This window comes from Sphingomonas fucosidasi (assembly GCF_036663855.1).
GTDB classification, from domain to species: Bacteria; Pseudomonadota; Alphaproteobacteria; order Sphingomonadales; family Sphingomonadaceae; genus Sphingomonas; species Sphingomonas faeni_B.
On record NZ_JAXOJR010000001.1, the window covers coordinates 742,612 to 760,952 of the forward strand.

15 protein-coding genes and 1 tRNA gene are annotated in these 18,341 nt (G+C 64.9%); 9 read left to right on the forward strand and 7 right to left on the reverse strand.

The features are described from left to right. Positions 1 to 4: 4 nt before the first annotated feature. From U1737_RS03235 to U1737_RS03245, 3 genes are read right to left on the reverse strand one after another with little or no spacing between them, the layout of a single operon-like run. Positions 5 to 1,066: a PLP-dependent cysteine synthase family protein gene (locus U1737_RS03235; RefSeq protein WP_332795581.1), complete on the reverse strand. Its 1,062-nt coding sequence runs from the start codon at positions 1,064 to 1,066 to the stop codon at positions 5 to 7. Next, positions 1,063 to 3,099, reverse strand: a complete 2,037-nt coding sequence (locus U1737_RS03240) for a M3 family metallopeptidase (protein WP_332795582.1) — start codon at positions 3,097 to 3,099, stop codon at positions 1,063 to 1,065. The genes U1737_RS03235 and U1737_RS03240 overlap by 4 nt, the downstream gene beginning before the upstream one ends. Positions 3,100 to 3,109: 10 nt before the next feature. Further along, entirely contained in the window at positions 3,110 to 4,516 is a 1,407-nt protein-coding gene (locus U1737_RS03245; protein WP_332795583.1) for an L-serine ammonia-lyase, read from the reverse strand. 254 nt (positions 4,517 to 4,770) lie between these two features. On the opposite strand from U1737_RS03245, the gene purC reads away from it, so the two are divergent. Genes purC through purQ form a run of 3 tightly spaced genes read left to right on the forward strand, consistent with a single transcriptional unit; the run spans position 4,771 to position 6,446 of the window. After that, positions 4,771 to 5,550: a phosphoribosylaminoimidazolesuccinocarboxamide synthase gene (gene purC, locus U1737_RS03250; RefSeq protein WP_055876188.1), complete on the forward strand. Its 780-nt coding sequence runs from the start codon at positions 4,771 to 4,773 to the stop codon at positions 5,548 to 5,550. Continuing rightward, positions 5,551 to 5,781 carry a phosphoribosylformylglycinamidine synthase subunit PurS gene (gene purS, locus U1737_RS03255; protein ID WP_248520631.1) on the forward strand — a complete coding sequence of 77 codons (231 nt, stop codon included), beginning with the start codon at positions 5,551 to 5,553 and terminating at the stop codon, positions 5,779 to 5,781. Next, positions 5,778 to 6,446 (forward strand): phosphoribosylformylglycinamidine synthase subunit PurQ, encoded by a 669-nt coding sequence (gene purQ / locus U1737_RS03260; RefSeq protein WP_248520630.1) that lies wholly within the window; start codon positions 5,778 to 5,780, stop codon positions 6,444 to 6,446. The genes purS and purQ overlap by 4 nt, the downstream gene beginning before the upstream one ends. Before the next feature lie 117 nt (positions 6,447 to 6,563). On the opposite strand, the gene U1737_RS03265 is transcribed toward purQ, so the two are convergent. Continuing rightward, complete coding sequence (locus tag U1737_RS03265) at positions 6,564 to 7,319, reverse strand: queuosine precursor transporter (protein WP_248520629.1); 756 nt, start codon at positions 7,317 to 7,319, stop codon at positions 6,564 to 6,566. Between the two features lie 61 nt (positions 7,320 to 7,380). On the opposite strand from U1737_RS03265, the gene U1737_RS03270 reads away from it, so the two are divergent. The 6 genes from U1737_RS03270 (at position 7,381) to U1737_RS03295 (ending at position 11,148) form a co-directional block, all read left to right on the forward strand. Beyond that, positions 7,381 to 7,457 (forward strand) — tRNA-Arg (locus U1737_RS03270). Between the two features lie 168 nt (positions 7,458 to 7,625). Further along, positions 7,626 to 7,793: a hypothetical protein gene (locus U1737_RS03275; protein WP_248520628.1), complete on the forward strand. Its 168-nt coding sequence runs from the start codon at positions 7,626 to 7,628 to the stop codon at positions 7,791 to 7,793. Between the two features lie 265 nt (positions 7,794 to 8,058). Continuing rightward, positions 8,059 to 8,424 carry a CsbD family protein gene (locus U1737_RS03280; RefSeq protein WP_332795584.1) on the forward strand — a complete coding sequence of 122 codons (366 nt, stop codon included), beginning with the start codon at positions 8,059 to 8,061 and terminating at the stop codon, positions 8,422 to 8,424. A 52-nt stretch (positions 8,425 to 8,476) separates the two neighbouring features. After that, entirely contained in the window at positions 8,477 to 9,955 is a 1,479-nt protein-coding gene (locus U1737_RS03285; protein WP_332795585.1) for a PAS domain S-box protein, read from the forward strand. Continuing rightward, complete coding sequence (locus U1737_RS03290) at positions 9,952 to 10,233, forward strand: hypothetical protein (protein ID WP_332795586.1); 282 nt, start codon at positions 9,952 to 9,954, stop codon at positions 10,231 to 10,233. The genes U1737_RS03285 and U1737_RS03290 overlap by 4 nt, the downstream gene beginning before the upstream one ends. A gap of 36 nt (positions 10,234 to 10,269) precedes the next feature. After that, the gene (locus U1737_RS03295; RefSeq protein WP_332795587.1) at positions 10,270 to 11,148 is read left to right on the forward strand and encodes a hypothetical protein; all 879 of its coding nucleotides are present in this window, start codon (positions 10,270 to 10,272) and stop codon (positions 11,146 to 11,148) included. Positions 11,149 to 11,301: 153 nt separating this feature from the next. Here the strand turns inward: U1737_RS03295 and mqo are convergent, their stop codons facing one another. From mqo to galA, 3 genes are all read right to left on the reverse strand, one after another. Beyond that, a complete protein-coding gene (gene mqo / locus U1737_RS03300) occupies positions 11,302 to 13,041 on the reverse strand; it encodes a malate dehydrogenase (quinone) (protein ID WP_332795588.1) in 1,740 nt (579 codons plus the stop codon). A 483-nt stretch (positions 13,042 to 13,524) separates the two neighbouring features. Beyond that, positions 13,525 to 15,159, reverse strand: a complete 1,635-nt coding sequence (locus U1737_RS03305) for a DUF5597 domain-containing protein (protein WP_248521440.1) — start codon at positions 15,157 to 15,159, stop codon at positions 13,525 to 13,527. Positions 15,160 to 15,280: 121 nt separating this feature from the next. Further along, positions 15,281 to 18,205 carry a beta-galactosidase GalA gene (gene galA / locus U1737_RS03310; RefSeq protein WP_332795589.1) on the reverse strand — a complete coding sequence of 975 codons (2,925 nt, stop codon included), beginning with the start codon at positions 18,203 to 18,205 and terminating at the stop codon, positions 15,281 to 15,283. Positions 18,206 to 18,341: the final 136 nt, after the last annotated feature.

Sequence of the window (18,341 nt, forward strand, 5' to 3'; positions counted from 1 at the left end):
TCAATCAGCCCAGAAACTGCGTCATCCGCGCCGCCGCATCGGTCCACGCGACGTTGCGCTCGTCAAGCCACGCGTCGTGATAATAGGTGCAGCCATAGCGCTCGCCGCCGTCGCACAACAGGGTGACGATGCTCCCCGTCTGCCCCGCCGCTGCCATCTCCTCGATCAGCTGCGCGCAGGCCCAGAGGTTGGTGCCGGTCGAACCGCCAACCCGCCGCCCGAGCCGGTCCGACAGCGCGCGCATCGCGCCGATGCTGTCGCTGTCCTCGACCGCGATCATCCGGTCGATCACCGAGGGCAAAAAGCTCGGCTCGACGCGCGGGCGACCGATCCCTTCGATCCGCGACGCGCACCCCTCGGGCAGCGCGGTAACCGAGCGATCCGCGAAATGGCGGTGGAAGACTGAGTGGACCGGATCGGCGACGCATAATCTGGTGTCGTGCCGGCAATAGCGGATGAAGCGCCCAATCGTCGCTGACGTGCCGCCCGTCCCCGCGCCGCACACGATCCAGGACGGGCAGGGATGCTCCTCCTCGGCCATCTGCGCGAAGATGCTTTCGGCGATGTTGTTGTTTCCGCGCCAGTCGGTCGCGCGCTCGGCATAGGTGAACTGGTCGAGATAATGCCCGCCGGTCTCCGCCGCCAAACGGTGCGAGACCGCGTAGACGGTGCGCGGATCGTCGACCATGTGGATCTCGCCGCCGTGGAAGCGGATCGCGTCGAGCTTCGGCGCCGCGGTCGTCGCGGGCACCACCGCAATGAAGCGCAGCCCCACCATCCTGGCGAAATACGCCTCCGACACCGCGGTCGATCCCGACGAGGATTCGATCACCGTCGTGTCGGGCCCGATCCACTCGTTGCACAACGCATACAGAAATAGCGACCGCGCGAGCCGGTGCTTGAGGCTGCCGGTCGGATGCGAACTCTCGTCCTTCAGGTACAGCACGATGCCGGGGTACCGCGGCAAATCGACGCGGATCAGATGCGTGTCGGCGGACCGGTTATAGTCCGCCTCGATCCGCCGCACCGCGTCCGACAACCAGCGCCGGTCGACGCGTTTCGTCATCCTTGCAGCCCGTGACGGACCAGCATCGCGGTCGGCTCGGGATCACGCCCGCGGAACGCACGGAAGCTTTCCGCAGCCGGCCGCGTCGCGCCGCGCGCGAGCACTTCCTCGCGGAACCGGTCACCGGTCTTGCGATCGACGAGGCCAGCCTCCGCAAACGCCTCGAAGCCGTCCGCCGCCAGCAATTCGGCATAAAGATAGCTGTAATAGCCCGATGCATAGCCGCCCGCGAAAATGTGGCTGAACGCGTGCGGGAAGCGGTGCCATGCGGGCGGGCGGATCACCGCCACCTCGTCGCGCACCGCCTCGATCACCTCGATCGGATCGCTGCCCATCGTGCCGAGATGGAGGAGCAGGTCGAACAGCGCGAACTCGACCTGGCGCAGGATGAACATCCCCGCCTGGAAATGCCGCGCCTTCACCATCCGCTCGAACAGGTCGGCGGGCAGCATCTCACCGGTCTTGTAGTGGCCCGACATGCCGGTCAGCACGGCCTTGTCCCAGGCGAAATCCTCCATCAGCTGGCTCGGCAGCTCGATCGCGTCCCACTCGAAGCCATTGGTGCCGGCGATGCTCGGGCGGTTCACCTTGGTGAAGAGCAGGTGGATGCAATGCCCGGTCTCGTGCAGCAGCGTCGTCACGTCGTTGTGGCTCAGCAGCGACGGCGTCTCGCCGCCATCCGGCGCGAAATTGCAGACGAGATACGCGACCGGCACCGCCACGGTATTACCGTCGTGCAACCGCGGCCGCGCCTGCGCCATCCATGCGCCACCACGCTTGCCGGTACGCGCGTGGAGGTCGAGATAGAGTCCCGCGAACACCGTCCCGCTCTCGTCCACCACGTCGAAGAACCGCGCATCGTCGTGATACAGCGAAACGTCGTCGCGCTCGACGAGCGTGATGCCGAACAGCCGCTGCATCAGCGTCTGCCAGCCTTCCATGACGCGCTCGACCGGGAAATACGCCTTCACCACCTGTGCATCGACCGCGTAGCGATCCTGCCGCAACCGGTTCGACACGAAGCCTGCATCCCAAGGCTCGAAATCAGCGATCCCGAGCTGCTCAGCGGCAAACGTCTTCAGTTCGGCCAAGTCACGCTCTGCCGCCGGCTTCGCACGCCGCGCCAGATCGCGCAGGAACGCGATCACCTCGGCGCCGTTCGGAGCCATCTTGGTCTCCAGCGACCACGCGACCGGATCGGTGAAGCCGAGCAGCTTGGCGCCCTCATGCCGCAGTTCGAGGATCCGCGCGATCCGGGCGCTGTTGTCGAACTCGCCCGCGTTCGGCCCCTGGTCCGACGCCCGCGTCGCGAACGCGCGGTACACGCGCGCGCGCAACTCACGGTTCTCGGCGAAGGTCAGCACCGCGTTGACGCTCGGCTGCTGCAAAGTGACCAGCCAGCCTTCCAGCCCCTTCGCCTTGGCGGCATCCGCGAACATCGCCTTGTCCGCGTCCGAGACTCCGGCAAGATCCGCCTCGTCCGTCACCAGTTCCGACCAGGCATCGGTCGCATCCAGCACCGCGCTGCCGAACTCGTTCGACAGGCCCGACAGCTCGACCGAAATCTCGCTGAATCGTTCGCGCGCCTCCGGCTCCAGCGCCACGCCCGACAATTTGAAGTCGCGGATCGTCTGCTCGACCGCGACCCGGTCCTCATCCGACAACGAAGCGAACTCAGGCGACACGCTCAACGCCACGAACACGTCGTACAGATCGCGGTTCTGCCCGACCTTCAAGTCGTTCTCGACGAGCCGTTTCTGCCCCTCCGAATACGCCGCGCGCAGCTCTGGCGTGTCCGCCACCCCGTGCAGATGCGACACCGCCGACCAGATCGCGCCGATCTCGGTATTCCCGCGCTCGTACGGCAGCCACGCGCCCGCGAAATCGGTCGGCCGCGCGGTGGTCAACGCCTCGACCATCGCCTCATGCCGCGCGATCGCCTCGTCGAGCGCAGGCGCGATCTGATCGGGCGACAGTTCCGCGAAACGGGGCAGCGAAAGCGTATCGAGCAGCGGGTTCGTCGGGGCAGTCATGGGAAATCCTTCAGCATTCGACGACGTTGACGGCCAGGCCTCCAAGCGACGTCTCCTTATATTGCGAGCGCATGTCCTCACCGGTCTGGCGCATCGTCTCGATCACCGCATCGAGGCTGACGATATGGCGACCGTCGCCGCGCAGCGCCAGATACGCGGCGTTGATCGCCTTGATCGCGCCCATCGTGTTGCGCTCGATGCACGGAATTTGCACAAGTCCGCCGATCGGATCGCAGGTCAGGCCGAGATTATGCTCCATGCCGATCTCGGCCGCATTCTCGATCTGTTCGTTGGTGCCGCCGAGCGCCGCGACCAGCGCGCCAGCCGCCATCGAACAGGCGACGCCGACCTCGCCCTGGCACCCCATCTCCGCCGCCGAGATCGACGCGCGCTTCTTGTAGAGGAAGCCGATCGCCGCCGCGGTCAGCAGGAAGTCGTGTGCGCCCTTCGGTGTCGGATCCTTGGTGAACGTCTCGTAGAACCGCAGCACCGCCGGCAGCACGCCCGCCGCGCCATTGGTCGGCGCAGTAACGACGCGGCCGCCCGCGGCGTTCTCCTCGTTCACCGCCAGCGCGTACAGGCTCACCCATTCGAACACCGCGGACGGGTCGGCGGCGGTATCGCGTGCCTGCAATCCTTCGAACAGCGCCTTTGCCCGGCGTGGCACCTTCAGCCCGCCCGGCAATATGCCGCCCTGCCGACACCCGCGATCGATCGACGCGAACATCGCGGCGCGAACCGCGTCGAGGAACGCATCGGTCTCGCTATCCGGCCGCCACGCGATTTCGTTCTCGCGGACGATCTCGGCGATCGTCATGCCCGTGGCGTCACCCGTCGCGAGCAGCTCCGCGCCCGACGAGAACGGCCGCGGCAGGAGGATGTTCGCCTTGACCGGCCCCGACCCCGCCTCGACGATCGCCCCGCCGCCGATCGAGAAATAGGTGCGCTCGACGCTCCGCCCGTCGCCGAACGAGGCGGTGAAGGTCACCGCATTCGGATGCCCAGGCAGGAAGGTCTGCGCGTGGAACAGCAGGTGCTGGCTCTCCTCGAAGCCGATCTTGACCCGGTCGGCGAGCATCATCCGCCCGCTCGAGCGGATCGCGGCGAGGCGCACCGGGATCAGGTCGGGATCGATCGTCTCGGGCTGAGCACCGCTCAGCCCCAGCATCACCGCGCTATCGGTCGCATGCCCGCGGCCCGTCAGCGCCAGCGATCCATAAAGATCGACCCGCACCGCGACGGGCTGATCGTCCGCGACGAGATCGGCGAACAGCCACGCGGCGCGCATCGGCCCGACGGTGTGCGAACTCGACGGCCCGATCCCGATCGTGAACAGATCGAGGATGCTGATCGCCTGATGGCAATCGGGTCGAGCGCGCGTTTGCTCGTCTTGGCGATCGCGAATGAGTGGCTCCATCCCTTTGTCCCTATCGGCTTGATCCTGCGGAGGAAAGCAGCGGCGATCCATTCCTTGCCATCGGCCTTCCCAAAAAGAGCGCGTCGCGCGCCCCGGGTTCGAATTTCCTTTGGTTCTGCAAGGCACACCGATCCGATTGCACCCCCCGCACCCTTCGCCTATAGGCGCGGCCTATTCCGGCCTCGGCTTCGCGAACCGTTTCGCGTAGGCTGGGGCCGCTCGATTTTCACCGCTCGATTTCCAGGGGACCGCGCATGGCTCGCCGCCGCCAGATCTACGAAGGCAAGGCCAAGATCCTCTACGAGGGTCCCGAGCCGGGCACGCTGATCCAGTATTTCAAGGACGACGCGACCGCGTTCAACGCCCAGAAAAAGGGCACGATCAACGGCAAGGGCGTGCTCAACAACCGGATTTCCGAGCACATCTTCACGCTGCTCGATCATATCGGCGTGCCGACGCACTTCATCCGCCGTCTCAACATGCGCGAGCAGCTGATCCGCCAGGTCGAGATCGTCCCGATCGAAGTCGTCGTGCGCAACGTCGCCGCAGGCTCGATCTCGACGCGCCTCGGGATCGAGGAGGGCACCAAACTGCCCCGCACGATCATCGAATATTACTACAAGGACGATGCGCTTGGCGATCCGATGATCTCCGACGAACACATCGCCGCGTTCGGCTGGGCCAGCCAGGAGGAGATGCACGACATCGCCGACCTCGCGATCCGCGTGAACGATTTCCTGTGCGGACTGTTCGCCGGCGTCGGCATCCGCCTGGTCGACTTCAAGCTCGAATTCGGCCGCATCTTCGACAACGATTTCGGCCGCATCATCCTCGCCGACGAGATCAGCCCCGATGGCTGCCGCCTGTGGGACATGGAAACCAACGAGAAGATGGACAAGGATCGCTTCCGTCGCGATCTCGGCGGCGAAGTCGAGGCCTATCAGGAGGTTGCACGGCGTCTGGGGCTGCTGCCCGAAGGCGGCGACAATTCGGTCCTCGACCTCGAAAAGCATCGCAAGAACCGGGGCAAGTAAATGAAACTCAAGGTTTTCGTGACATTGAAGCCCGGCGTACTCGATCCGCAGGGCCGGGCGATCCACCACGCGCTCGGCAGCCTCGGCTTCGACGGCGTGCAGGACGTCCGCCAGGGCAAGCTGATCGAACTGGAAGTCGCCGACGATACCGACGACGCGACGATCGACGGCATGTGCCGCAAGCTGCTCGCCAACACGGTGATCGAGAATTACCGGATCGAGCGCGCATGAAAACTGCGGTCATCGTCTTCCCCGGCTCCAACTGCGACCGGGACATCGCCGTCGCGCTGGAGGCGGTGACCGGCATCAAGCCGCTCATGGTCTGGCACGCGGATGCTGACTTGCCGGCGGATATTGGCCTGGTCGCAGTCCCCGGCGGCTTCTCCTACGGCGATTACCTGCGCTCGGGCGCGATCGCCGCGCGGTCGCCGATTATGCGCGCGGTCGTCGAGCAGGCTGGCAAGGGCTTGCCCGTGCTCGGCATCTGCAACGGCTTCCAGGTGCTGACCGAAGCAGGTCTCCTCCCCGGCGCGCTGATGCGTAACGAGGGCCTGAACTTCGTCTGCCGCGACGTCGCGCTGACGGTCGAGACCGCAAGCTCGACCTTCACGTCGGGCTACACGGCCGGCGAGCGCGTGTCCTTCCCGGTCGCGCATCACGACGGCAATTATTTTGCCGACAGCGAGACGCTCGACCGCCTCGAAGGCGAAGGCCGCGTCGCGTTTCGATATGCCGAGAGCGTCAACGGTTCGGCGCGCAACATTGCCGGGTTGCTCAGCGACAAGGGTAACGTGCTCGGCATGATGCCGCATCCGGAGCGTCGTATTGAAGCTGCACATGGCGGCACCGACGGCCGGCGCCTGTTCGAGGGCCTGCTCGAAGTGGTCAACGCCTAAATCGTCACCTGAATCGTCACCTGAATCGTCATCCTGGGCTCGACCCAGGATCCAGAGCCACGAACGCATCCGCCTTTGGCTCTGCATCTCAGCGTTCGCTTGGATGACGGAGCCCCTCTAGACCCGCGTCCGAAACGGTGAAAAGTCCGTCCCCCGGTCGTAAACATCGACCCCCTCGCGACGCTTCAACCACCCCACCGCCACATACGTCAGCGGCGTCAGCAAAACCTCCCAAGACACCTTCAGCAAGAACTGGCTGACCATCACCATCAGCATTGCCTCGACGGGCCAGTCCGGCGCGCCGTAGAACGCGAGCGGATAGAAGATCAGGCTGTCGAACGCCTGCCCCACCACCGTGCTGCCGATCGTCCGCGTCCACAGCATCCGCCCTTGCGTCCAGATCTTCATCCGCGCGAGCACGAAGCTGTTGGCGAACTCCCCCACCCAGAACGCACAGATCGACGCGAACACGATCCGCGGCACCTGCCCGAACACCGATTCGTACGCCGCCTGCCCGGTCCACCCCTTGTCGGGCGGCAACGCGACGACGATCGCCGACATGAACACCATGAACAGCATCGCGCCGAACCCCGCCCAGATGCAGCGGCGCGCCCGCGCGTATCCGTACACCTCGGTCAGGACGTCGCCGATCACATAGCTGACCGGGAAGAACAGGATTCCCGCGCCGAACGGCCACGCGCCGACGAACGGCAGGTCGATCACCGCCCGCTTGCCCGCGCCGATCACGTTCGACAGCAGCAGGATCGTGACGAACGCCGCCATCACGAAGTCGTAATAGCGGAAATGCCCGCCGCTCACCGCGTTCGCGGCTACCAGTTCGAGCCCCCGCTCCCCATTCCCGTCAATATCCATCTCATGGGTTATGATCGAGGTTCCAAGCCCGCACAATCCGCGCTAGTCGTCGCCGCAGCGCGCGCCCGTAGCTCAGCTGGATAGAGCAAGGAGCTTCTACCTCCTCGGTCGGGGGTTCGAACCCCTCCGGGCGCGCCAACCCCGCTGTCGCATCAAGGCCACGTTGGACACCGATACCTTTGGTACCCCGAGGTATCAAACTTTCCCACCGCCGCTGAGTATTCTACTGAATCAACTAGTCTTTTCGGATCACTCGCCGCTCGTCGCACGCCGTATAAAGAGCGATAGTCAATGAGAGTGCGATGCGTGACGCAAGATGAAACCCGCTGGATCGAGTCTTCGAACGAGGACAAGAGCTACTTCCTTATCCGCGCGCAGTGGCACGAAACCCGTGCGCAGCTGGCAGTCGACTCCAGCACGCAGAAGCTTCATCTGCGATTTGCCAAGATGTATCAGACGCGGGCGCTGGCCTGAGCTAGACGGCCTGATCTGGTACATTTAACCTAGGAAGTTCGTCAGAAATACCAGGAACATAGTCGGCAGGGCTGGGTTTATGCGTCCAGACCGGACGTATTGAAACGGACGGTTCTCGCGGAACCCCGACGATGATTTGTGCCAGCGCCGATACTCTTACGACCGTCGTTGCCGCAGCAAGTGCGTCGCGCCTGTCGGCGTTTGTCATGTCACCGCCGAGCGGGTCGGTTCCGGACGATAAGAACTCAAGCGAAGGTAAAAGATCGTGAACAAGGACGAATTTCAGGGCGGCGCACGCTATGTCGGTGGCAAGGTCGAGAAGGGCATCGGCGATGTCGTCGGCAGCCGCGATTGGCAGGTCGACGGCGTTGTCGACCAGGTCGCGGGCGGCGCCCAGAACCTCTACGGCCGTGCCAAGTCGGCAGTCGACGATCTGGTCGACGGTGCCCCGGAGCTTGCCGACAAGCTGAACCACGATGCACGCCACGCGGCCGATCGGGCAACCGAAGCCGCACGTCGCGGCGCGTTGGCCGCGCAGGATTCTGCTAAGGACGCGCCCTTGCTTTGGGCAGCCGGCGCCGCAGCAATCGGCTACGGTCTGGCCTGGCTCGTCCACGGTTCGCGCGACTAAACCCTTGGCTACGCGGACTGTCCTGAAGTCGCTTCGTGACTCGGCTGATCTGATGCATCTGCGTCAGATCATCGCCGGGCTCGATGAAGGCGTCATTCTGATCGACCCGGATCAGAGCATCCTGTGGGCCAATACGGCCGCACTGGGGATGCACGGAGTCGAGTCGATGGCCGAGCTCGGGGAAACGGTCGACGAGTATCGCGACCGTTTCCAGCTGCGATATCGCAATAACCACCGGCTCGATTCCGCAGATTATCCGATCGAGCGTGTCGTGTCCGGCGAGGCGTTCTCCGAAGTCGTCGTCGAAGTGGCGGTCGCAGGCGAAGCCGATCCACGTTGGGTGCATCAGGTCCGCAGCCTTGTCCTGACCGACGACAAGGACGAGCCGGAATGCCTGGTGATGATCATTCAGGACGTATCGGCGCGGTTCGAAGCCGAAGACCGGTTCGAGCAATCCTTCAACGCCAATCCAGCCCCGGCCGTGATCTGTCGCTTGTGCGACCTGCGCTTCGTCAAGGTGAACCAGGGCTTCGTCGACATGACCGGCCATGACCGCGATGGGGTCTTGGCGCGGACGCTGTACGATATCGACGTGCTCGACCGGGCCGAAAAGCGCAAGCTGGCGAAGGAACGTCTGGCCGAAGGTCGAACGATACCGCAGATGGAGGCTGAACTCGCGCTCCCCGATGGCACGACCAAGCTGGTCATCGTCGCCGGTCAGCCGATCGACATGGGCGATCAGCCATGCATGCTGTTCACGTTCGCGGATCTCGAACCGCGCCGCAAGGCAGAGACGGAACTGCGCCACAGCGAAGAGCGCTTCATGCGGACCTTTTCGCTGGCACCGGTGGCGTTGGCGATCGGTACGCTTGACGGCCACCGACTGTGCGACGTTAACGAAGCGTTTACCGCGCTGACCGGCTATGCGGCATCGGAAATCACGAACCGGCCGCTCGGCGAGATCGAGTTGTGGGAAACGGCAGCGGTGCGTCACGACCTCGAAGCCGAGATCGAAGCCGAACGACCGATCCGCGATCGCGAAGTCCGCATCAGGCTGAAGGACGACTCGGTGCTCGACTGCATCGTTTCGACCGAACCGATCACGCTCGAAAACGAGGCCTGCGTCTTGTGGGCGATGCGCGACATCACGACGCGCAAGGCATCGGAGCGCGAACTGGTCAATGCGATCGAGGCGGTGATGCAGGATACCAGCTGGCTCAGCAGGTCGATCATGGAAAAGCTGGCGCGCATCCGGACCCCCCAGTCGGAGCCGACCGGGGTCGGCCTTGCCGAGCTTACTCACCGTGAGCGTGAGGTGTTGGCACTGATCTGCCGTGGCCTCGACGACAAGTCGATCGCGCGGACACTCGACGTCTCGTCCAATACCGTGCGCAACCACGTCGCGCGGATCTATTCCAAGATCGGCGTCAACCGTCGGAACGCTGCAGCGGCCTGGGCGCGGGCACGCGGTTTCGATGGTGACTCGGTCGTCATCTCCACCGACCAGACTGCCAGAGAGATCGCCGCATGAACCAGAAATCCGATAAGGGCCGCGCCCGCGAGGCGAAGGGTTCCGTGCAGGAAGCGATCGGCAAACTGATCGGCGACGTGCTGGTTGCCCAGCAGGGCGCGAGCGAAAGCGAGGCCGGCGCCCGCGACATCGATGCCGCCGGGGCCGGGGAGAGCGCCAAGTCGGGGTCCAAGTCGACCGCCCCACGCACGCAGGTTTCCCCGAAGTCCAGGTCTGCAGCACCTGCAAAGCCAAGCTCAGTGACCAAGGACGGCGGGCACAAGGACGGCGAAGACTGACGCTGTCGACCAATTACCGTATCAACAGGAGCGACTATGACCACCAACGTTACCCCCGGCTATGTGCCGGCCGACGACGCGCGTTATGCGAAGACCGTCACCCGCGTCTCGTGGGGTGCGATCTTTGCCGGCGTCGTTATCGCGATCGCCGTCCAGCTCGTGCTTGGCATCCTCGGCACGGGTATCGGCCTCAGCTTGGTCGACCCGGTAGAGGGCACCACGCCAGGCGCAGCCGGATTCGGCATCGGCGCCGGTATCTACTGGCTGATTACCACAGTAATCGCACTTGGTGCCGGTGGCTATGCGGCCGCCCGCGTTGCCGGCGTACGTGACCGCTTCGACGGTCTCGTCCACGGTCTTGTCGTCTGGGGCGTTACACTTATCCTCACTTTATATCTGCTCACGTCGGCAGTGGGCGGCATCATCGGTGGCGCGTTCCGCACCGTCGGGTCGGTCGCATCCGCCGCTGGTACGGGTATCGGCGCAGCAGCCCCCAAGGTTACCGATGTGGCCGGGGTCGACGTCACTGACGTTCGCGAAGAGGCCGCCCAGTATCTTGCGACCGCTCCCTCGGACCCTGCCCAGATGACTCCCGAGCAGGCTCAGAAGGAAATCGCCCAGGAACTGCCGGCGCTTGCTGCTGGTGGACAGGAAGGCGCTCAGGCTGAAAGCCGCATCGTCGACATCGTCGCCGCCCAGCGCAAGATCAGCCGTCCGGAGGCCCAGGCCCAGGTGACGCGCGCCAAGGCACAGTTCGTCCAGACGAAGAACAAGGCTGTCGCGACGGCCAAGACCGCGACTGACAAGGCCGCAGGTGCCGCCGCCGGTACGTCGTTCACGCTCGTGATCGCACTGCTCATCGGCGCCGCAGCCGCAGCGTTCGGTGCAACGGCAGCAACGCGCCGCCGCATTTGAGCGGGACAAAATCGGGTAGCGGCTAGCCGCTACCCGCTAGCCACGACCGACATGAATAAGGGCGCTGCCGAATCGATCGGCGGCGCCCTTTTTCTATCCGCCATCTGACGTCTATCGAGGATGCGGAGGCGTCTCGATGGGTCGTCGCCCAGCTTACAGCGCAAGATCCGGGCTGCGATCCACCTTGACGCGCGTTGCCGCGGGCTTCGGCTGGGTGGCGACCTGTACCGCAGGCGAAGGTACGGTCAGTTGCAACGTCTCCGCCGTCGATGCCCAGGTCGGCGCGATCGCGTCCGGGTTATCGTTGAGCAGGGTGCCATAGCTCGGCACGATCTCCCGGATCTTCGCCTGCCACGCTGGCGTCGCCAGATGGTTCGCAAACACCTTCTTCAAAAGATCGAGCATGATCGACGGTGCCGTCGATGCCCCCGGCGACGCGCCCAGTAATGCGGCGATCGAGCCGTCCTTCGACGCGACGATCTCGGTGCCGAGCTTGAGCACGCCGCCCTTCTCGGGATCACGCTTGATGATCTGCACGCGCTGACCCGCCTGCCACAGTCGCCAATCGCCATTCTTGGCACCGGGAAAATATTCGCGCAGCGCGGTCATCCGATCGGCATCCGACATGATGAGCTGCCCGGCAAGGTATTCCACTAGGTCGAAATCGTCCCAGCCGACCGCGATCATCGGCCGGAAATTGTCGAGCGTCACCGACGCCGGCAGGTCGAAATACGAGCCTTCCTTCAGGAATTTGGTCGAGAACGTCGCGAACGGCCCAAATAGCAGCGCCTGCTTGCCATCGAGATAGCGGGTGTCGAGATGCGGCACCGACATCGGCGGCGATCCGACCGCAGCCTTGCCGTACACCTTTGCCATATGGCGCGTCGCGACTGCGGGCTTGTCGGTGACGAGGAACGAGCCGCCGACGGGGAAGCCGGCATAGTCGTCGGCTTCGGGAATCCCGGACTTCTGCAGGATCGGCAGGGCGCCGCCGCCGGCACCGGCAAACACGAACCGCGCATTGATGATCCGCTTCTCGTCGCTCTTCATGTCGCGTGCGGTCACCCGCCAGCGCTTGTCCTGGCTGCGCTCCAACGACCGGACTTCATGTCCGGTCGTCAGCGTGAAGCCGGGTTGCTTGGCCATCGTGGCGATATATTGGCGGGTGACTTCACCCCAGTTGCAGTCGGTCCCGAGCGGCGAGCGGGTCGCGGCGAGCTTCATGGTCGGGTCGCGGCCCTGCATCATCAGCGGCACCCACTGCGCGATCTGCTTGGGGTCGGTCGAAAACTCCATGCCCGAGAACAGCGGGCTGGCCTGCAACGCGGCGTGCCGCTTGCGGAGGAACTCAACGTTCGCATCGCCCCAGACGAGATTCATGTGCGGGGTCGAATTGATGAACGACCGCGGGTTGGCCAACATCCCCGCCTTGACCTGATGGCTCATGAACTGGCGCGTGACCTGGAACTGCTCGTTGATCTCGATCGCCTTCTTGATCTCGACCAGACCATCGGCGCTGTTGACCGGCGTGTAGTTGAGTTCACACAGCGCGGAATGGCCCGTACCGGCGTTGTTCCAGCCATTCGAGCTTTCCTCGGCGACCTTGTCCAGCCGCTCGACCAGTTCGATCGTCCAGCTTGGCTCGAGCTGGCGCAGCAGTACCGCGAGCGTCGCGCTCATAATGCCGCCGCCGACCAGCAGTACGTCGACATTGCGCTCGGTTGCCGCGGCATCGGCGTGCAACGGCATCATCGCCGCCGTGCCGACCACACCGGCGCCGATCGCGGATCCGAGCAGGTTACGCCGTGTCACGCCGCCCGAGGCACTGGTCGGCTTGGGGGTCGGGATGGTCTCGAAAAATGTCGTATCGTCGTTGATGTCGCGCGGCACCATGCTACCTTTTCGTTGCGGCCTGGGCTCGCGCACCTCCCCCCTCAAGCGGCGAAAAGGCGATCGTCCATCACCTGGTTGTCGTAAGGAGCGCATGCGAGGCGGCACGACAGCACGAGGCCGACGACCGAGCACAGCTACTGCTCCAAGTCCTCGCCTAATCTGTCGTCGGAATTTATGGGTGTCGCCATGTCTATGGTAAGCGGCGACTATCCGAGCCGGATATGGCAGTCTTGGCCGCTTCACGCAAGGTTGTCGGCCTCGACATCGCGCCTCCCACAGGGGCGCATCCTCGTCTCGACCCCACCGGCACTCGAATGAGGGGCGCCATACCGGCCTTGCCTGCGTTCGCCGGCAAACCTTGCTTTGTCGGATCTCACGCGCGCAGTCGTCTGAGTCAGGATACTGCCCACACCATGGGCAGTATCCTGAAACCGTTAGGGTTCAGCGTCCGCCCTGCCCGAATGCCGGACGTGCTTACTGTCGTTACTTGTAACGGCCCATCGTCACCTTCAGAATGACCGGGGTGAGCAGGTTGATCCCGTAATCGGTCTGATCGCCGTTCCAAATGCGGCTTATCACCCAGCGCCCATCGACCACGCGGCCTTCCTCGACGCGGAATACCGAACCGTTCGCGGGGCCACCCTTTGCCGTCCCGAAGTTCAGCCGGACGTGATCGCCGACCACCAGGAATTCGTTCGGCGACAGATGCGCGACCGCGACACCGCCGACCGGCTCCTTCGCCCAGACCGGGGGCTCGGACTTGATCCACGTCCAGTCCTTCTGCCCGAACTGCCACTCGCCATAGCTGGTGCCGATCGTCCAGTCGCCCATCGTGACCGACTGGGCCACGGACTGCCCCGCGCTTTCGTCGGGCTTGGCAACACCCCAGGTCTGATGTTCGAACGCGATCTTCGCCCAGTCGCGCGCCATCGTCGACAGCGCGGCGTATTTCAGCCCGATCGCATCGACGGTCTCGTCATCGAGCGCCTTCGCCCCCAGCGGGTAATTGAAATAGCCGGTGTCATCCATCCCGAAGGGCGCATAGCCGATCGCGCCGCGGCCGAGCGCTGCGTAGAAGAACCGCGCGAACTCCTTCGCATTGCCGATCTCGGGCACCATCAGCGCGTTGTCCGGCCGGGCATAGGCATCGAGATATAGCGCGACGTGCCCGGCATCGCGGTCGTAGATATCAGGCGCCTGGAAATCGATCGCAGGCGCCGCCGCCTTCCAGATATCCAGCACGTCCTGCTGCGGCCCACCGCTCGCCACGCCGGTCGGATCGGGCACGTTCGACGGTCCGGCGAGCGACGCGTTGACGTACATCGGCAACGGCTTGATCGCCTTCCCCGCCGCGGCGATCTCATCGACGAAACGCGCGGTATGCCAGGTGTTGAACGCGCGGTCGGCCTGCGCGCCGAACATCTGCGTCCAGCTTCCGGCCGGCTTCTTCAGCGCCTTCGCCAGTTCGGCGGGCACCGGCTTGGCAAACACCGCATTGGCCTGCGCGCCGTAATCGCGCGGCGAACGATAGCTGCCGACCTCGTTCTCCGGCTGCACCATGATCACCGTGTTCTGAGGGTCATGCGCCTTGAGGTACTTCATCACCTCGACGAACGCGCGCTTGTCCGCCTCCAGCGTCGCGCGGAACATCGGCGAATGGACATAATGGTCGGTGCCGTCCTTCAGCTTCATCCGCGGAAAACGGCGGTTGTCCGCCTTGAACCAGTCGGGCGTGTAGCCGGGCGACGTGTTCTTCCACGTCCCGAACCACAACAGCACGACGCGTTTGTCGTGCGCGCGCGCCTGATCGAGCAGTGTCTGCAAAAACGACAGGTCGAACTTGCCCTCGACCGGCTCGACCTGTTGCCATGCGATCGGGATCTCGACGGTGTTCGCATGCATCCGGTCGAGCATCGGCCAGATCTGCGGCAGCGCGGACGCATAGTTGCTGCTGTTGTTGACCTGCGCGCCGAGCATCAGGAACGGCGCACCATCGACCATCAGCGCATGGCGGCCGTCCTTGGTGACGATCCGCGGAACCTCGGTCGTCGTCTGTGCCGAAGCGACTCCGGCGATCAACGAAGCGGACAGAGCCAAGCCCGCGACCATCTTATTCATACGAACCATGACTGAATCCTTTTCTGACGATGCGGGACCGACCGGGAATACACTGCCGATCGGTACGGAAATACTTGCGTTCCGCACCGGCTAGCGGTGTGGTGCATGCGCGAGGAACACGTCATTCCTCGACGAATACGATGCCGCCCAACCCCTGCGCTTGCGCGCCGTCGCTTTCCAGCAACACGGAGACGATCCGTTCGCCTTCGCCGGGGGGCATCGGCACGATCAGCGTCGCGGGCGCGAACCTCGCTTTCGTCCCGACGCGTTTGCCGTCGATCCAGACCTCGCCACGACCGACGACTCCCTGCAAGACCAGTTTCCCGCCGCGCTCCCGCACCGGCCGACGCGGCGTGACCTTGGCACGCAACACGCTCCAGGTCCCTCGACCCTGGGCCGCCTGGATTTCGCCAGCGCGCACGAACAACCAGCTGTTCATGTCGTTGTCCGCCAGCACGATGTCGGGCGACGGCCGGGTCGCGGACGCGGGGGATTGTCGCCAGTCCTGCACCAGGAGCGTCGCCGCGGTAGTCGGCACGCTCGGCCGGGGTGCGGTTGCGAGCAGGCGGACCATCGTCGTCGCGCCGCGCAGGTTGGCCGACGTCGCCTTGAGCGACAGCGTGCGCGCGCCTTGCTCGGCACGAACGATGACCTGTGCCAGCCCGTTGAACAGCGCGCGCCTGTCGCCCTGTTCGGCTTCGTGGCTGATCGGATCGCCGTTGCCGAGGCCGATGATCGTCCCCCCGGTCACGGCGAATGCGACGGGAAGATTGGCGGTCGGCACATGGCGTCCGCGCGCATCGACCGCATCGATCGTAAACGGCTGAACGTCCTCGCCGTCGGCAGCCATGACGCTGCGATCGGGCGTGATCCGAAGCGCGACCGGCGCGCCGGTCGTCTCGACCACGCTGCGCACGACCTCGCGCCCACCGCGATAGCCGATCGCCTCCAGCCGCCCCGGCGCATAGGAAACCTGCCACTGCGGCATGGTGAAGCGATCGACCGCCTGCTCGCCGATCACCGTGCCGTTCAGCAGCAGCCGCACCGTATCGACATTGGTCAGCGCCATCACCTTGACCGGCTGGCCCTCGCGGCCCGACCAGTTCCAGTGCGGCATCAGGTCGAGCAGCGGTACGTCGTCGATCCACTGCGCGCGGTGGAGATAATAGGCCATCTTGGGGAACCCGCACAGGTCCATGATCCCGAAATAGCTGCTCACCGACGGCCATTCGAACGGTGTCGGTTCGCCGTGATAGTCGAACCCGGTCCACACGAACGTCCCGCCGACGAAGGGGCGCTCGGCGATCGATTTCCAGCCGGCGCGGTGCGTACTGCCCCAGTCGGCCGGCTCCTCGTCATCGGATGCCATGACATGGGCGGCACGGTCGGTCGTCCATGCGCCGCGCGTCATGAAGCTCGACGTGTCCTCCGAACTGATCATCGGCAGCGTCGGATTGGCGGCGTGGAACCGATCATACTGGTCGCGCTGGTAGTTGAAGCCGACCAGGTCGACCGCCTGGCTGACGTTGACTGGAGCGAACATCCCGCTGTTCATCGCCGCGGTCACCGGACGGCTGTCGTCGAGCGCCTTGACGGTCCGCGACATGCGCCGGACCATTTCATAGCCGGCGGGCGTGCCCTGCATCGGCTCTTCGTTGAAGACCGACCACATGATGACGCTGGGCCGGTTGCGATCACGCCGCACCAGCCATTCCAGCTGCGCGATATAATCGGGGCTGGTGTTGAAGTTGCGGTTCTCGCTCATCAACAGGAAGCCGAGGCGATCGCACGCGTCGAGGACCTCGGTCGCGATCGCATTGTGCGAAAACCGGATCGCGTTGCAGCCGAGATCCTTCAGACGCCGGAGCCGCCATTCCCACAACGCATCGGGCACGGCGACACCGACGCCCGCATGATCCTGGTGGTTGCACGTCCCCTTGATCTTCAGCGGGCGGTCGTTGAGGTAAAACCCGGTCGCGGCATCGAACCGCAGCGTCCGGAAGCCGATCCTGAGCGTCCGCTCGTCGACGGTCTTTCCCGCGCGGATCAGCCTGGTCCGCAGCGTGTAGAGCGTCGGCGCCTCGACCGACCACAGTCGGGGAGTCGCGACCGGGAGAGTAAGCGAAACGTCGGCCGGCTCGAGCGACGGTACCGTCCCGCCCGCGGTTTGCGTCGCGATCACGCGCCCGTCGGGATCGATCAGCGTCGCTTCGATCGTGACCGCGGCCGCGTCCTTGCCGACATTGCCGAGCGTCGCGGTCACCGGGACGGACCATGCGCCGTCGGGTCCGCGCCGCGGATCGGCGTGGATACCATCGGTGGCGATGTAGGTGGCATCGCGCTTCACAAGCCAGACGTGGCGGTACAGCCCTGCGCCCTCGTACCACCAGCCTTCCATCGTCTGCGCATCGACGCGCACGACGATCGTGTTCAGGTCGTCGCCATAGCGCGCGAGATCGGTGATATCGACATACACCGAGTTGTAGCCACTCCAGTTGTGCGCGACGACCGATCCGTTGAACCAGGTCGTCGCGTTCGTCGCGATCCCGCCGAACTGGATTTCGAGATAGCGCCCGCGATCCTGCGGATCGAGCCGCAGCGCCCGCCGGTACCAGCCGAAACCGCGGCGGCGATAGCCTTGTGAGACGTTGGCGCTTTCGGCGACGGGCATCGCCATGGCCCAGTCGTGCGGCAATACGACCTCGGGCCAGTCCGAGTCGTCATAATACATGGCCGCGGCACCCTGTGCCTGTCCGGCCTTCGCGCTGTTGTAGGACCAGCCATGCCCGCGAATCTCGGGCATCGGTATGTCGCCGAGATGAAACCGCCAGCCGCTGTCGAGTAGCAGCCGGCCGGGATCCTCGACCGGCGCGCGTAGCGGCAGAGCATCGCGCGTCGCCGGCATCGGCAGCGCCCCCGCACCGGGTTCGGCGGAACGCACTGCAGCGCGCGCGACCTGAGCCGGACCTACCGCCGCGCCAAGCGCTGCACCATTCGCAAGAAACAGGCGTCGGCTGATCCGGGTCGTCGGCTGATCCTGCTTCATCGTTTCCCCCTCCGAAGCGCGCATATAGCGGCCATGCTTTACGCTTGCGTATCCGAAGCCAGCGGCTCTGTCACAACAGTGTCCGCCATTCCCTGCCCGCCAGGGGCTGAGCCCGATCCGAAGATCGAGCCCAGCC

What these genes read in the sequence shown, in the direction of transcription:
- U1737_RS03235 (WP_332795581.1), bottom strand. Translation starts at nt 1,066, where the DNA reads ATGACGAAACGCGTCGACCGGCGCTGGTTGTCGGACGCGGTGCGGCGG.
- U1737_RS03240 (WP_332795582.1), bottom strand. Translation starts at nt 3,099, where the DNA reads ATGACTGCCCCGACGAACCCGCTGCTCGATACGCTTTCGCTGCCCCGT.
- U1737_RS03245 (WP_332795583.1), bottom strand. Translation starts at nt 4,516, where the DNA reads ATGGAGCCACTCATTCGCGATCGCCAAGACGAGCAAACGCGCGCTCGA.
- purC (WP_055876188.1), top strand. Translation starts at nt 4,771, where the DNA reads ATGGCTCGCCGCCGCCAGATCTACGAAGGCAAGGCCAAGATCCTCTAC.
- purS (WP_248520631.1), top strand. Translation starts at nt 5,551, where the DNA reads ATGAAACTCAAGGTTTTCGTGACATTGAAGCCCGGCGTACTCGATCCG.
- purQ (WP_248520630.1), top strand. Translation starts at nt 5,778, where the DNA reads ATGAAAACTGCGGTCATCGTCTTCCCCGGCTCCAACTGCGACCGGGAC.
- U1737_RS03265 (WP_248520629.1), bottom strand. Translation starts at nt 7,319, where the DNA reads ATGGATATTGACGGGAATGGGGAGCGGGGGCTCGAACTGGTAGCCGCG.
- U1737_RS03285 (WP_332795585.1), top strand. Translation starts at nt 8,477, where the DNA reads ATGCATCTGCGTCAGATCATCGCCGGGCTCGATGAAGGCGTCATTCTG.
- U1737_RS03290 (WP_332795586.1), top strand. Translation starts at nt 9,952, where the DNA reads ATGAACCAGAAATCCGATAAGGGCCGCGCCCGCGAGGCGAAGGGTTCC.
- U1737_RS03295 (WP_332795587.1), top strand. Translation starts at nt 10,270, where the DNA reads ATGACCACCAACGTTACCCCCGGCTATGTGCCGGCCGACGACGCGCGT.
- mqo (WP_332795588.1), bottom strand. Translation starts at nt 13,041, where the DNA reads ATGGTGCCGCGCGACATCAACGACGATACGACATTTTTCGAGACCATC.
- U1737_RS03305 (WP_248521440.1), bottom strand. Translation starts at nt 15,159, where the DNA reads ATGAATAAGATGGTCGCGGGCTTGGCTCTGTCCGCTTCGTTGATCGCC.
- galA (WP_332795589.1), bottom strand. Translation starts at nt 18,205, where the DNA reads ATGAAGCAGGATCAGCCGACGACCCGGATCAGCCGACGCCTGTTTCTT.